At 34.8% G+C, this 14143-nt stretch carries 16 protein-coding genes and 1 tRNA gene; 7 read left to right on the top strand and 10 right to left on the bottom strand.

Annotation, left to right across the window (positions count from 1 at the left end; all coding sequences use genetic code 11):
* Positions 1-38: 38 nt before the first annotated feature.
* Together ASG22_RS09155 and ASG22_RS09150 are read left to right on the top strand one after the other, a co-directional pair.
* Positions 39-788 (top strand): DNA polymerase beta superfamily protein, encoded by a 750-nt coding sequence (locus ASG22_RS09155; protein WP_055983218.1) that lies wholly within the window; start codon positions 39-41, stop codon positions 786-788.
* Positions 789-793: 5 nt separating this feature from the next.
* Positions 794-1876, top strand: a complete 1083-nt coding sequence (locus tag ASG22_RS09150; protein ID WP_055983216.1) for a DNA polymerase beta superfamily protein — start codon at positions 794-796, stop codon at positions 1874-1876.
* A gap of 58 nt (positions 1877-1934) precedes the next feature.
* On the opposite strand, the gene ASG22_RS09145 is transcribed toward ASG22_RS09150, so the two are convergent.
* From ASG22_RS09145 to rpsO, 3 genes are all read right to left on the bottom strand, one after another.
* Positions 1935-2369 carry a cold shock domain-containing protein gene (locus tag ASG22_RS09145; RefSeq protein WP_055983214.1) on the bottom strand — a complete coding sequence of 145 codons (435 nt, stop codon included), beginning with the start codon at positions 2367-2369 and terminating at the stop codon, positions 1935-1937.
* A 561-nt stretch (positions 2370-2930) separates the two neighbouring features.
* Positions 2931-5219, bottom strand: coding sequence for a polyribonucleotide nucleotidyltransferase (locus ASG22_RS09140; RefSeq protein ID WP_055983212.1), 2289 nt, complete (start codon positions 5217-5219; stop codon positions 2931-2933).
* Between the two features lie 244 nt (positions 5220-5463).
* A complete protein-coding gene (gene rpsO / locus ASG22_RS09135; protein ID WP_027386233.1) occupies positions 5464-5733 on the bottom strand; it encodes a 30S ribosomal protein S15 in 270 nt (89 codons plus the stop codon).
* A 172-nt stretch (positions 5734-5905) separates the two neighbouring features.
* Between rpsO and ASG22_RS09130 the strand changes: the two genes are divergently transcribed.
* The 3 genes from ASG22_RS09130 to ASG22_RS09120 all read left to right on the top strand — a co-directional run bounded on the left by ASG22_RS09130 (position 5906) and on the right by ASG22_RS09120 (position 8660).
* Positions 5906-6457, top strand: a complete 552-nt coding sequence (locus ASG22_RS09130) for a hypothetical protein (RefSeq protein ID WP_055983210.1) — start codon at positions 5906-5908, stop codon at positions 6455-6457.
* 95 nt (positions 6458-6552) lie between these two features.
* Positions 6553-7896, top strand: a complete 1344-nt coding sequence (gene mgtE, locus ASG22_RS09125) for a magnesium transporter (RefSeq protein ID WP_055983208.1) — start codon at positions 6553-6555, stop codon at positions 7894-7896.
* A 26-nt stretch (positions 7897-7922) separates the two neighbouring features.
* Positions 7923-8660 carry an ABC transporter substrate-binding protein gene (locus tag ASG22_RS09120; RefSeq protein WP_055983206.1) on the top strand — a complete coding sequence of 246 codons (738 nt, stop codon included), beginning with the start codon at positions 7923-7925 and terminating at the stop codon, positions 8658-8660.
* A gap of 123 nt (positions 8661-8783) precedes the next feature.
* Here ASG22_RS09120 and ASG22_RS09115 read toward each other — a convergent pair whose 3' ends face one another.
* Both ASG22_RS09115 and ASG22_RS09110 read right to left on the bottom strand, forming a co-directional pair.
* On the bottom strand, positions 8784-9233 hold the full coding sequence (locus tag ASG22_RS09115; RefSeq protein ID WP_055983204.1) for a GAF domain-containing protein: 450 nt from the start codon (positions 9231-9233) through the stop codon (positions 8784-8786).
* 12 nt (positions 9234-9245) lie between these two features.
* The gene (locus tag ASG22_RS09110; RefSeq protein WP_055983202.1) at positions 9246-10673 is read right to left on the bottom strand and encodes a hypothetical protein; all 1428 of its coding nucleotides are present in this window, start codon (positions 10671-10673) and stop codon (positions 9246-9248) included.
* A gap of 54 nt (positions 10674-10727) precedes the next feature.
* Here ASG22_RS09110 and ASG22_RS09105 point away from each other — a divergent pair, with 54 nt between their 5' ends.
* Both ASG22_RS09105 and ASG22_RS09100 read left to right on the top strand, forming a co-directional pair.
* Positions 10728-11495, top strand: coding sequence for an MBL fold metallo-hydrolase (locus tag ASG22_RS09105; RefSeq protein ID WP_055983201.1), 768 nt, complete (start codon positions 10728-10730; stop codon positions 11493-11495).
* Positions 11496-11574: 79 nt separating this feature from the next.
* Positions 11575-11654 (top strand) — tRNA-Leu (locus tag ASG22_RS09100).
* Positions 11655-11717: 63 nt separating this feature from the next.
* On the opposite strand, the gene ASG22_RS09095 is transcribed toward ASG22_RS09100, so the two are convergent.
* The 5 genes from ASG22_RS09095 to ASG22_RS09085 form a co-directional block, all read right to left on the bottom strand.
* Positions 11718-12020 (bottom strand): hypothetical protein, encoded by a 303-nt coding sequence (locus ASG22_RS09095; protein WP_055983199.1) that lies wholly within the window; start codon positions 12018-12020, stop codon positions 11718-11720.
* The gene (locus tag ASG22_RS20845) at positions 12014-12286 is read right to left on the bottom strand and encodes a recombinase zinc beta ribbon domain-containing protein (protein ID WP_117590786.1); all 273 of its coding nucleotides are present in this window, start codon (positions 12284-12286) and stop codon (positions 12014-12016) included. Before ASG22_RS20845 ends, ASG22_RS09095 begins: the two co-directional genes overlap by 7 nt.
* Positions 12287-12605: 319 nt before the next feature.
* Positions 12606-13124: a recombinase family protein gene (locus ASG22_RS09090; RefSeq protein ID WP_055983197.1), complete on the bottom strand. Its 519-nt coding sequence runs from the start codon at positions 13122-13124 to the stop codon at positions 12606-12608.
* Positions 13043-13285 (bottom strand): hypothetical protein, encoded by a 243-nt coding sequence (locus tag ASG22_RS21650; RefSeq protein WP_409991375.1) that lies wholly within the window; start codon positions 13283-13285, stop codon positions 13043-13045. The genes ASG22_RS09090 and ASG22_RS21650 overlap by 82 nt, the downstream gene beginning before the upstream one ends.
* 47 nt (positions 13286-13332) lie before the next feature.
* Positions 13333-13755, bottom strand: a complete 423-nt coding sequence (locus tag ASG22_RS09085; protein ID WP_055983195.1) for a hypothetical protein — start codon at positions 13753-13755, stop codon at positions 13333-13335.
* Between the last annotated feature and the right edge of the window lie 388 nt (positions 13756-14143).

Here is a 14143-nt window from a genome sequence, read left to right as displayed (position 1 = left end):
GCAGATAACTTTTTACTTTGCATGATAAATTAAAAACAATGACACCAAAAATACTGGAAAAACTAAAAGAAGTTGAAGAAAAACGCGGAGTAGAAATACTTCTCGCCGTAGAATCTGGAAGCAGAGCCTGGGGTTTTGCTTCGCCCGACAGCGATTACGACATACGTTTCATCTACCGACACGAAAAAGACTTGTATCTTTCGCCGTGGGATAAAGATGAAACCATAGAATTCATGACCGAAGACGATCTGGACGGTTCCGGATGGGATTTGAGAAAGACTTTTCACCTCCTGTTAAAGTCCAATGCTGCATTATTAAGCTGGTTCTACTCACCTATCGTATATGTAAAAAATGAAAAATTCTATGATTTATTCAAACCTTTGGCAGATGAATGCTTTTCACCGATAGCAGTTTCTTACCATTATCTGAGCATGAGCAAAAAATATCTGGAAGCCTGCAGAACCGATGAAATAAAACTGAAATCTTATTTTTATTGTCTCAGAACTGCCTTAACCGGAAAATGGATCATCGAAAAAGGAACGGTTCCGCCTGTTCTGTTCAGTGAATTACTGGTTTTAGTTGATGATTTTACAAGAACTAAAATAGAAAATCTAATCGCTTTAAAAGCTACCAAAGGAGAATCGTATTATCATCCGAATGACCGGGAATTGTTTGGATTTTTAGAAAAAACGATATTGGATAATGAAGAAAAATCTAAAACGCTTTCTTCTGGAAATTCGGATAAAAATGAGATGGAAAGGGTTTTTAGGGAAATATTAATGCATTAGAAATTATGAAAATAGAAGATCTTAAAAATAAAAACCTCATCCTTTTCGAAGCCATCTCCGGAAGCCGTTCATTCGGGCTCGCCACAGAAAACTCAGATACAGACATTCGGGGAGTATATTACTTACCGAAAGAAGACTTTTTTGGTTTAAATTATATTCCTCAAATTTCTAATGAGACAAATGATATTTCGTTTTATGAAATCGGGAGGTTTGTAGAATTATTACAGAAAAACAACCCTAATATTCTGGAAATTCTGGCAAGTCAGGAAGACTGTATTCAGCATAAAAATCCGTTGATGGAGTTGCTGAAATCTGAAGATTTTCTTTCCAAATTATGTAAAGATACGTTCGCCGGTTATGCCATTTCGCAGATTAAAAAAGCAAAAGGACTCAATAAAAAAATTCTGAATCCTATTGATAAAGAAAGAAAATCAATACTTGATTTTTGTTATATTTTACAATATAATGGTTCGGTTCCATTGAAAAAATGGCTGCGGGAATTCCCCGGGGTGTCTGAAGGACGGAGTGGTTTATTACAGGAAAAATGTGGTCTGGTAAGTATAGACAATACCAAAGGAATGTTTGCCCTTTTCTACGATGAATCGGGAGATTTGAATTATAAAGGAATCACCCAGAATGAAGAAGCCAATCAGGTTTCTGTTTCATCGGTTCCGAAAGAAGAAAAACCAATTGCTTACCTATTCTGCAATCTTGATGCTTATTCCACGTACTGCAAAGATTATCGTGAATATTGGAAGTGGGTTTCAGAGCGCAATGAAGACCGTTATAATGTCAATCAATATCACGGACAAAATTACGACAGCAAAAATATGATGCACACCATTCGGTTGTTACAGTCGTGTGAACAGATTTTCAAAACCAATTCGCTGAATATCCGAGTGGAAAACCGTGACGAATTGTTAGACATCAAAGCCGGAAACTGGTCGTATGAAGCCGTAATAAACAAAGCGGAAAACCTCATTAAGTCTATCGAACATCATCACTCATTTTCTACTCTTCCGGAATTTCCTGACGTAGAAAAGACAACAAAAATTCTGATACAAATACGGGAAAGTCTATATTATTAGACGTAAAACAAAAAAAAGGCTTCGTAATGAAGCCTTTTATATAGAATTGTTGTGTTTATTATTTTACAACTTTAATATCAATTGCAGAAAAACCTTTTGGAGATCTCTCTTTCTCAAATGATACTTTGTTGCCTTTTTTCACAAGCTCAGTACAGTTGTTGCTGTGGAAAAATACATTCTCCTTGCTTTTATCTTCTGTAATAAACCCGTAACCCTTGTCACTGAAAAACGTTACAATACCTGTTTTTCTGATTTCCTCCTCTTCAATAGGAGCAGCACCCAACTGAATGTTGTTGATATCAAATTCCTCAACATTGCTGTTATCAGGAGGTGTAGAAGTCAACTGACCGTTTGCATCAACATACATAATCATGTCATCAAGACCCTTACCTTTGTTGTTGCTCGTTTTACGCTCTTCACGTTTCAGAGCTTTTTCCTTTGCTTTTTGAACTTTTTTCTTGAAATTTTCTTTTTTAGAGAAAGAATCCGCCATATATTTTTTAGTATTAATTTCTATTTATCAATTTATTCACCATATCATGCAACAATACGTTGCCCAAGCCGAATATTATTAAAATAATTCTGAGTGCTTTTATTAATGTGAACACCTATCATTCAAAGGATAAGTAAATAAAAATTGAATCGGAAGTAAATAAATGTACTAAACTATCACAGAAGTTAAAGACAGAGATTTCTTTTAATAAGAGTACAAATATACGACAAATTAATCACCCTCGCAAATACACACCTTTTCAAACGATTGAAATTCAATTTATTTTATCAATATATACTATTGTGATGTGAAAAGATATAGGAGTGATAACAAAGTCTCATAATAAAATTTTGATTCAGAAAAATCCGAACAACTTATAAAATAATAAATATAAATAACAAAAAAACCGTCCCGACCGACTGTAATCAACAACTACAAACTTAAAAACTGATACCGCAGATTTGCAATTCTATTAAAGATGCCATCCTAAAGTTTTCGAAGGATTACTATAACAAAAACCACCGAAAATTCGGTGGTTTTATATAATTATGCTAAATAATATCAAGCTTCAGTTGAAGGATTTTGATCTTCGGCAGGTTTGTCACCCTCCGGTCTTCTTTGCCCTTCTGGTCTGTTCGGTCTGTCGGGTCTACCCTGTCCTTCCTGTCTTGCAGGTCTGTTTTGCCCTTCCGGTCTTCCTTGTCCTTCTTCTCTTGGTTTCTGTGCCGGTCTTTCAGGTCTTGGCAATAAAACTTTTCTTGAAAGTTTCATTTTCTTACGGTCATCATAACCCATAAACTTCACTTCCACTTCATCACCTTCGTTATAAGGAACTTTGTCAAGACGAGCCCATTCAATTTCAGAGATATGAAGAAGTCCTTCAGTACCCTTAGCAATCGCTACGAACGCTCCGAAATCCATCACTTTCACTACTTTCCCTTGGTAAACTTCACCTACAACCGGTACAAAAGTAATTTCGTTGATTCTTGCAATCGCCTCGTTGATTTTCTCTCTGCTAACACCAGAAATTTCGATTCTTCCGATTTCTCCAACTTCTTCAATAGCGATAACAGTATCTGTATCTTTCTGCATTTGCTGAATGATTTTTCCACCAGGTCCGATGATAGCTCCGATGAAATCTTTAGAGACTTCCATCATTACCATTTTCGGAGCGTGAGGTTTCACATCCTCTCTTGGAGCAGAAATAGTTTCATTCAATTTATCAAGAATATGAAGTCTTCCGTTTCTAGCCTGTAGAAGCGCTTTCTCCATAATATCCATAGACAATCCCTGAATTTTAATATCCATCTGACAAGCAGTGATACCGTCTGCAGTTCCAGTTACTTTAAAGTCCATATCACCCAAGTGATCTTCATCTCCTAAGATATCAGAAAGTACTGTGAATTTCCCAGATTTTGTATCAGTTACCAATCCCATTGCAATACCGGAAACAGGTTTTGTAATCTGAATACCTGCATCCATCAATGCTAATGTTCCTGCGCAAACAGTTGCCATAGAAGACGAACCGTTTGATTCTAAAATATCAGAAACAATACGTATTGTGTAAGGATTTTCTTCAGGGATCATGTTTGCCAAAGCTCTCTGAGCCAGGTTTCCGTGACCAACTTCTCTTCTTGAAGTACCTCTTAAAGGTCTTGCTTCACCTGTTGAGAATGGCGGGAAGTTATAATGTAAGAAGAATCTTTCGTCGTAATTTACCATTACGCTGTCTACCATGTTGGCATCTTTTACTGAACCTAAAGTCACAGCCGTAAGAGATTGAGTCTCCCCTCTTGTAAAGATGGCAGAACCGTGAGCTCCAGGTAAATAATCAATTTCGCTCCAGATCGGGCGAATAGTTTCAGGATCACGACCGTCAAGACGAATTTTATCATTGATAATCATCTGACGCATCGCTTCTTTTTCCACATCGTGGTAATATACTTTTACGAAAGGAGTTACTCTTTCAAGTTCTTCTGCATTTTCAACATACTGAGCTAAAAATTCATCACGCACCGCTTTGAATTTCTCTCCTCTTTCTTCTTTACTTGAAGGAGTTTTCGCTACTTCGTATACTTTATCGTATGTTTCTTTCCACACTTTCTCACGAATCGCTTCGTCATGATTTTCGTGGCTGTATTCTCTTTTTGGGAATGATTTACCTACTTTTTCAGCTAATCTTTCCTGAGCTTCAACTTGTTTTTTGATTTCAACATGAGCAAATTGAATCGCTTCAAGCATTTCTGCTTCAGAGATTTCTTTCATTTCACCTTCCACCATTACGATAGAATCTTTCGTTGCTCCTACCATAATATCAAGGTCGGCAATTTTAAGATCTTCAAATTTAGGGTTAATAGAAAGCTCACCGTTGATTCTTACGACTCTTACTTCAGACATTGGTCCGTTGAAAGGAATATCGGTAATCGCAATCGCAGCTGATGCAGCAAGACCTGCCAAATCATCAGGGATTGATTGTCCGTCATAAGAAATTAATGAAATCATTACCTGTACTTCCGCATGGAAATCTTCAGGGAATAATGGTCTCAAAACTCTGTCTACCAAACGCATTGTCAGGATTTCCTGATCAGATGGTCTTGCTTCTCTTCTGAAAAAGTTTCCAGGAATTTTACCTCCTGCGTAGAATTTTTCTCTGTAATCTACTGTTAATGGTAGAAAATCTACCCCATCTTTTGCTTCTTTACTTGCGACAACAGTTGCTAAAAGCATTGTTCTGCCCATTTTTACGACTACAGATCCGTCAGCCTGTTTTGCTAATTTCCCTGTTTCAAGTGTGATTTCTCTGCCGTCTGCAAGAGTAATCATTTCTGTAATTGCTTGAGGTATACTCATAAATTGTTTTGTGTTGCACTCCGTATTGAGTGCTTTAATAATTATATTTCGTCTAAAATTTCGTTTGCAAAGATAACGTATTATAATGATTTATCGAATTTCAGATATAAATATATGCCGATAAAGACGATTTTCAGTGAAATAGTAAATCATTTATATCTTGTTTTGATATATTTATAATGATAAGCAGACATAAAAAAAGCAACCTCTTTCGAAGTTGCTTTTATTTGAAAATCTCTGTAGATTATTTTCTTAAACCTAGCTCAGCGATAATAGCTCTGTATCTTGTAATATCTTTTTTCTTAAGATAATCCAATAAGCTTTTTCTTTTACCTACTAATTTCACCAAAGATCTTTCAGTATTGAAGTCATGACGATTAGCCTTCAAGTGCTGAGATAAGTGATTAATTCTGAAAGTAAAAAGAGCTACTTGCCCTTCAGCTGTTCCTGTGTCTTGTGCAGATTTACCGTGCTTTGCGAAAATTTCTGCTTTTTTTTCTGTTGTTAAGTACATTCCAATATTGTTTAATGATTATTATGTAACGGCTGCAAAATTACGACTTTATTTCGATTCCGCAAGCATTATCGATTTCATAAATTAAAATCAATAGATAAAAATGTTAAATATTTCTTAAAAAAATTATGCTATCCCATTAAAAGGCAGTAATTTTGCATACGAATTCAAGATGAAAAAAATTATATCTTTTACAACATTCACTTTCCTTCTTTTTGTAGGTATTTCTTCTTTAAAAGCACAGAAAAATACTGAAGATAAGATTAAAAAAGTCCTTTACTTCAATCCTGAGGTAGATCCTGATATTGAAGAAATTAAAGAACCTACCAATACTGCATTCTTCAGTGCTGTTTCAGATAATTTAAGCGAAAGAAAAAACAAAATGCTTAAAACTGAAACACAAATTTCTTTTGATACAATCGATAAACAGACTATTATAGATTACTGCAAGAATAATGATGCAGATTTTGCCGTTGTTCCGAAAGTTAAATATTTCAAAGTCGGTATCGGAAAATATGTTTTTTCTAATCAGGTGGTGATAAGCATGAAGCTTTTTGACGCAGAAGGAAATCTTCTCACAGAATCTGATTACGATACATATAAAAAGAATATGCGACTTTTGGGCTCTAGCGTAAACTCTGTAAAAATAGGAACCAACGGCGCCATAAAAGCTATTTTAAAACAATTGAGAAAAATAAAACCTTCATCAGAAGCTGGATTTTAGCAGTTGTAATATTTCTCTAAAAACATTTCTAATTTAAATTAATCCTTAAATTTCCCACTTCATTGGCGAGTTTTAAAAATTTGAATTATTTTTGCATGATCCAAAAAAATAACGTTTTGAATTCTAAAGACGAACTTATCTTCAATCCCGCCGATATTGCCGAAACTCTTAGCGAACTTCACGCTGACGAGAGGCTTTTGGCATTTTTGAAAGTTCCTAAAGAATACAAAGCCGATGTTTTTTCCCATTTAGATCCCGATTTTCAGGAAGAAACCATCAGAATTATCGGAAGCGATGAAGTTTCTGAAATTCTGAATGCCATGACTCCTGATGACAGAACAGCTCTTTTTGAGGATTTTCCGGATGAATTAATTAAATATTCCATCAACCATCTTAATCCGCAGGAACGAAGAATTGCCCTGAAATTATTAGGTTACAATTCAGATTCTATTGCCCGACTGATGACCCCATATTATATTCAGATCCGTAAAGAATGGACGGTGAAAAGATGTCTTCAACAGATCAAAAAAGTCGGAAGCAGGGTTGAAACAATGAATTATCTGTACGTTGTTGACGAAAGAAACCGATTGATAGACGATATTGCGCTGGGAAGTTTATTATTGGTTGAAGAAGATACATTAATTTCAGATCTTACTGATAATCATTTTGTTGCCATTACTACAACCACTTCAAAAGAAGATGCCGTACAGTATTTCGAAAAATATGACCGAGCAGCACTCCCAATTGTGACAGAAGCTGGAGTTTTGGTAGGGATTGTTACCATTGATGACATTTTAGATCAAATTGAATCACAAAATACAGAAGATATTCAAAAATTCGGTGGACTTGAAGCCTTAGACCTTCCCTATACTCAAACTTCGCTGATTGAAATGGTGAAAAAGAGAGGAATGTGGCTGATTATCCTTTTCTTCTCCGAAATGCTGACCGCCTCCGCAATGGGTTATTTTGAAGATGAAATTCAGAAAGCAGTGGTTTTGGCTTTATTTGTTCCGTTAATTATTTCGAGCGGAGGAAATTCCGGCTCGCAGGCTGCAACATTGATTATCCGGGCAATGGCACTTCAGGAAATAGGTCTGAAAGATTGGTGGTACGTCATGAAAAAAGAAATTTTCACCGGATTATTTTTGGGTGGAATTTTAGGAATTATTGGTTTCTTGAGAATCATGATCTGGCACAAAACAGGTCTTTTTAATTATGGAATGCATTGGGCTTACGTAGGATTAAGCGTTGGTGTTTCATTAGTATTAATTGTACTTTGGGGAACTTTATCCGGTTCTATGGTTCCATTTATTCTTAAGAAATTAAAACTCGATCCTGCCACTTCATCTGCTCCATTTGTAGCAACTTTAGTAGATGTAACAGGTTTAATTATCTATTTTTCTGTCGCAGGACTTTTCTTAACGGGTAAACTTTTGTAATTTTAGGCAACATCTAAAATATTATAATGAAAGTTGTTTCTCTTGTTCCCTCGATTACTGAGGCTCTATTTGATTTGGGTTTAACGGAAAATGAAATTATCGGACGCACAAAATTCTGCATTCATCCTGAAGAAAAAGTAAAAAATGTAGCAATTATCGGTGGAACAAAAAATATCAATATTGATAAAATTAAAGCATTACAGCCTGATTTAATTCTTGCCAATAAAGAAGAAAACATCAAAGAGCAAGTTGAAGCTTTGATGAATGATTTCAAAGTAATTGTTACGAATGTAGAAAATATTGAAGACAATTACTATTTACTTAAAAATTTAGGAAAAATCTTTAACAAAGAAGAGCGAGCTCAAAATTTCAATCTTAAAATTTACGAAATTCTCAATCAATCTAAAATAAAATCCAATATAAAAGTAGCTTACCTTATTTGGAAAAATCCTTATATGACGGTTGGTTCAGACACTTTTATTCATAAAATTCTGGGAGAAATCGGTTTTGAAAATATATTTAAAGATCAAAAACGATATCCTGAAATTCAAACTGAAGATTTAGCAAAAGCAGATATTATTATGTTATCTTCCGAACCATTTCCTTTTAAAGAAAAACATATTGAAGAGCTGAAAGAATTTTATCCTGATAAAAAAATTATGATTGTTGATGGAGAAGCATTTTCCTGGTACGGAACACATATTGCAAAGTGTGAAAATTATTTTAAGGAATTGATTGCTGAAGTTGAATCGATTAAAATTTAATTTATTTGGGTTTTATTTTCTATTATTTAAAGTGGGCTAAAGTCCTATCCTATTGACAAATTTAACAAAAAAAAACTCCGATTCAAAAGAACCGGAGCTTATATTTTACTTTTATAAATTCAATTATAAAATCTTTGAAACTTCGTTACAAAGCCATTCCAGCAATTCTCTGTCTTCAGCTGTAAAAGGATCGACGGTGTGAGAATCGATATCAATCTGACCAACGTTTTGTCCATCTTTGAAAATAGGAACAACAATTTCAGCTTTCGTATCGATTGAACAGCTTAAATAATTGCTTTCTTCCTTCACATCAGGAACGACAAACGTTTCATTGGAAACTGCAACCTGACCGCAAATACCCTTTCCGTAAGGAATAATATCGTGATCCGTCGGTGCGCCAACGTAAGGACCTAATTTTAACTCGTCTTTATCTCCATTTTTAAAGTAGAAACCCGTCCAGTTGAAATAAGAAATTTCCTGATCCAAAAGGTGACAAACTTTTTCAAGTTTCTCCTCCGTATTATGTTTAGGACTCTCAAGAATCGATGAAAGTCTTTTTTTTAATTCTGACATTATATATTGTTTTTAAGAGAATTGTTTTAATGAAAGTTCTTCTTTGTAGCCGAACATTCCGCGTTCTTTAATCATTTCTGCAACACCTTCCGGCACCTGGTTTTCCCAGCCTTTTATATTGCAGCCTATTTTCTTTAAAATATCTCTTGAATAAATTTCCAAAAACTCAGGATTGTAATTTGTAATATCTACAATACGATCATTAAGCTTAAAATATTTATACAATTCTTTTAGGTTATCTTCCACTTTCAACGTTGAAGAATCCAGTAATTCATGAGTTTCAGGATCTTTGTAAGGATACAAATACACTCTCATTCCATTTCTGAAAAATTTACCGAAAGCTTCCAGAATTCCACCTGATAAATTTTTATAATATTTCTCGTCAAACACCATCAATAGGTTATTTACCCCCATCGCCACACCAATTTCTCCGGTTGTGTAGGACGCAAAATAATCAATTAATCGATAATATTCGGAATAATTTGAAACAATAACCGTATATCCTAATTTAGCCAAAACATCTACTCTGTCAAGGAAATCTCTCTCATCAATATCTCCGTCTGCACGTAGATTTGAGATCGTAATTTCGATCAGAACTTCCGTTTCATCCTGAGTACAGATAGCATCTTTCAGAAACATATCCATACCGTTTTTCAGCATATCAATATTTACCTTCGTTACAGGTCTGAAACTTCCTCTTACCGCAAAAATATTTTTTTTGTACAAAATATCGGCAGGAAGCATATTATTCCCTTCAGAGTTGAAAATCACGGCATCTGTCATTCCGTGTTTCACTAACTGTAAAGACATCAGTCTGTTATCTACATATTCAAATGCCGGACCGCTGAAATCAATCATATCAATTTCAAGGTTGTCTTTGGCAACATCATCGTATAAAGATTCAACTAAATTTCTCGGATTGTCGTAATAATGAAATGCACCAAAAATAAGATTCACCCCAAGATTCCCTAACGTTTCCTGTTGTAAAGTAGCATCGTTTTCTTTGAATTTTACGTGAATTACAATTTCGTTATAATCCTCATTTTCTTTCACCTGAAAACGGATTCCTACCCAACCGTGACCTCTTACCGTTTTGTCGAAATTAATAGTCGTAACGGTATTTGCATAAGAAAAAAACTTTCTGTTTGGGTTGTTTTCTCTGGAAATTCTTTCTTCGATCAATGCAACTTCATAACGAAGCATTTTTCGAAGTCTGTTTTGGGTAACATACCTGTTTTTTACCTCTTTCCCGTAGATCGCATCACTAAAATCTTTGTCGTACGCCGACATTGCCTTAGCAATTGTACCCGAAGCCCCTCCTGCTCTAAAAAAGTGTCGAACAGTCTCCTGCCCTGCTCCAATTTCTGCGAAAGTACCATAAATAGTAGGATCTAGATTAATTGTTAATGCTTTTTGTTTAGGAGTTAGTTTCTGATACATTAGGACATTAAATTTTTCGTAAATTTACCAAAATTAAACCAACCTCAAAAGAAAATGAAGTTGAAATTTTTAGGAACGGGAACTTCCCAAGGCGTACCCGTTATTGGCTGCACTTGCGAAGTGTGTACTTCAAAAAATCCCAAAGACAGTCGACTGCGATCTTCTGTGATGGTAACGACGGATAAAAACAAGAAAATACTGATCGATTGCGGACCAGATTTCAGGCAGCAAATGCTTGTTAACAAAGAAGATACCATCGATATTGCTCTGCTCACTCACGAACACAACGACCATGTGATCGGACTTGATGATATGCGTCCGTTGATTTTCAAAAGTGGAAAAAATATGCCGCTTTATTGCTCAAAAAGAGTCGGATCTGAGGTTAAAAACCGTTTTCCTTATGCTTTTGCAGACGAAAAATATCCCGGAGCTCCCGCATTTGATTTGCATGAAATTGAAAATGAAACTTTCACCGTTTTAGATACAGAAATCATTCCGATTGAAGTGATCCATTTTAAAATTACAGCTTTGGGATATAAGTTTAAAAATCTAGCCTATATTACCGATGCAGGTTTTATTTCTGATATTGAAAAAGATAAATTAAAGAATCTTGATATCTTAATTTTGAACTGTATCAGGAAGTTTGATCCACATCCTGCACATTTTATTCTTCCAGATGTTATTAAATTATTTGAAGAGCTAAAACCTAAAAAATTATTTTTAACCCACATCAGTCATCATTTAGGGTTGCATGATATTGAAGATAAACAACTTCCATCCGGAATACACCTTGCCTACGATGGTTTAGAGATATTTTTTTAAAAAAATTCTTACAAAAAATTTGGAGTATTACGAAAAGTTCATATATTTGCACACCAATTAGAAACAAGGTAACACACCTGCCCAGGTGGCGGAATTGGTAGACGCGCTGGTCTCAAACACCAGTTCTTAGGAGTACCGGTTCGATCCCGGTCCTGGGTACAAGACCGGAAAGAGGTGAAAATTCACTTTATTTCCGGTTTTTTTTAACTCCTAACTCGTTGTTTACTTGATAGATATAGGATAGTAAAACATTGAATCGGGCGGTTCGATAGTGCACGGTCTAGTAGTTTCGGTAAATCTATTTTTTTTCTTGTCTTCTACCTTGGTCAATTTGCCTTCCAGCTTTTCAAGTTGGTCCTTACATTCTTTCTTTACCTCAAAATATTCTTCGTTATCAATTATATTTTCTAACAACTTGCTTCGTGCAATTTTTAATCTGTTGTTCAGACGATCGATTTCTAATAGGACTGCTTTTCTTTCATGATTGGGATTATTGATAAACTTTTCAAAATTTTGCTTTAACACCTTTTCAAATATTTTTTTATTGACTCTCTCATTTCTAAAGCCTGAAGTACTTCCAAAAATCTGTTATTAACTATTTCTGACTTATAGCGATATTTACAAGGCGACTGACAATGGTAATAGTAATATTTGTTTTCTGAAAGTCCGCTTGATGCACTACCTGTTATTAAATGACCGCAGTCTAGACAAACAAGAAAACCTCTAAGTGGAAGATTATCATCGCATAATATTTTAACATTCGGTCTGGCAAGGTGTGCATTACCATCCATGATATTTTGAACTCGCTCGAATAACTCTTTACTGATAAGAGGTTCGTGAATACTCGGTACAAAGTGCGCTTCCTCTTCTTGTACTGTTCAACAAATATTTTCCCACAATATGTAGGATTTCTTAAGCCGGCTAGAAAGGCACTTACTTTGACATTTTTTCCTCTTTTTTATTCATCATTTCCATGATCTGGCTGGCAGAAAATACTCCGTTTGCCATTTCCGTAAACGCCCATTTCATATTTGAAGCCTCTGGTTCTTTTTGAGTGACATATTTTCTACCATTCTCCAATATCTTGTTTGCATATCCGTAGGGCGCCCTTCACATCAATCTTCCTTCTTTTTTAGCACGACGCATCCCGTAGTAGGTATTTAAAGTACGTCTGTCATTTTCAACTTCCGGTGCGGCAAGATATATAGCCAACATCATTTTGTTTTCAGGGATTGAAAGGTCTAAAGGCTGCTCAATAACCTGTTGTTCACATTGACCTTTTTTAAGAATGTTAATCATCTGATAAGCATCTCCAGCATTTCTGCCAAAACGATCCCATTTAGTGAATAGCAATAGATTTGTTTTTGAACTTTTTCTTTTCAGCGTTTCGAGTAGTTTCACCCACTCCGGCCTATTGAAGGACTTGGCAGAGTAATCCTCATAGATAATTTGATGGAATACCATCTCCCACTCTGCTGTCATCTGGACATTGGCAATCTTTTGGTCTTTGATGAGATCATAGACCTTTTCGCCTTTATCGGTTGGGATCAGTGTTTTGCGTTTTCTGGTGATATAGTTTCTTGTGAACCCATAATTACAGTAGCAGGCAGGAACAGCCACTGCCACCATGCTATAGTTAAAAATGCATAGATTACAATGTAGATTGCCATCCAGATAATTCTGGTTATATAATTGTGTGCAAAATTATCAAACGCCTCCCAATCCGGCAGCCCTTTAAAAGTATATGGCCCTTCTGAAATAGGAATTTCTTCGGTATACCAGGCCGTAATATTTTCATTTCTGTACCTACCAGTCGCCTTGCGGCATTTATACGCTCCTATTGTTTTGGTTTATTAATAATTATCCATTCAATTTCTTCCTGCGCCTGAAATTCGTAGGTAGTATTTAAGATTTTATCAAAAATATTTATTTTATTGTCTTTTTTATATACTTCAGGAATAAAAGAGGGCTTAGGAAGTTTGGAAAAATCTAATATCATGTTGCCATCTGTTGCATTTTTAATACTCTTTTTCACAGTTTCTAAAGTGAGAGAATCGTATTTCGCTTTTTGGTCACTTTTAAAAATTGATGTATTTCCCCCAATCCATAAACCTGTTATTTCTTCTTTTTTTGAAGTTAGATCGGTTGTGTCTTTTAGGAATTTTACAATATAACTGATCTTAATATTTGAGCTGTCAATTTTTTGCGCAGTCAATGTACCAGAACAAAATGACAGAAAAATTAAAAATAATACTTTCATTGCTTAATTATATTTACAAAGTCTCAGTACACTGAGGTTATTAATCGCCTGTTGAATTTATAACTTTAGTTATCTTAATATCCGTTTGCTAAATATTTCCAAAATATATGAATTAAATTTTTAATTTTATTGTCTAAGCATCTTTAAATACATTTAACACAATATAATTCAGTTTAAATATCAAAAATTAAGTTATTAATATGTAAAATTTTTACATATATTTGACATAGTAAAATAATAAAAACAAGTTAATAACCACCACACCACGAAATAAAATATGCATTACAACACTTTCATTTTCAGCATAATGATTAGAAAATTATGCATGAATTATATTTCTCTTTACCAAGAGTAATAAACATAAAAGTTCTTCCAGAACGTTTTAAAT

It is taken from the genome of Chryseobacterium sp. Leaf405, from assembly GCF_001425355.1.
GTDB lineage: Bacteria > Bacteroidota > Bacteroidia > Flavobacteriales > Weeksellaceae > Chryseobacterium.
This window is presented reverse-complemented; position numbering and strand designations above follow the sequence as displayed.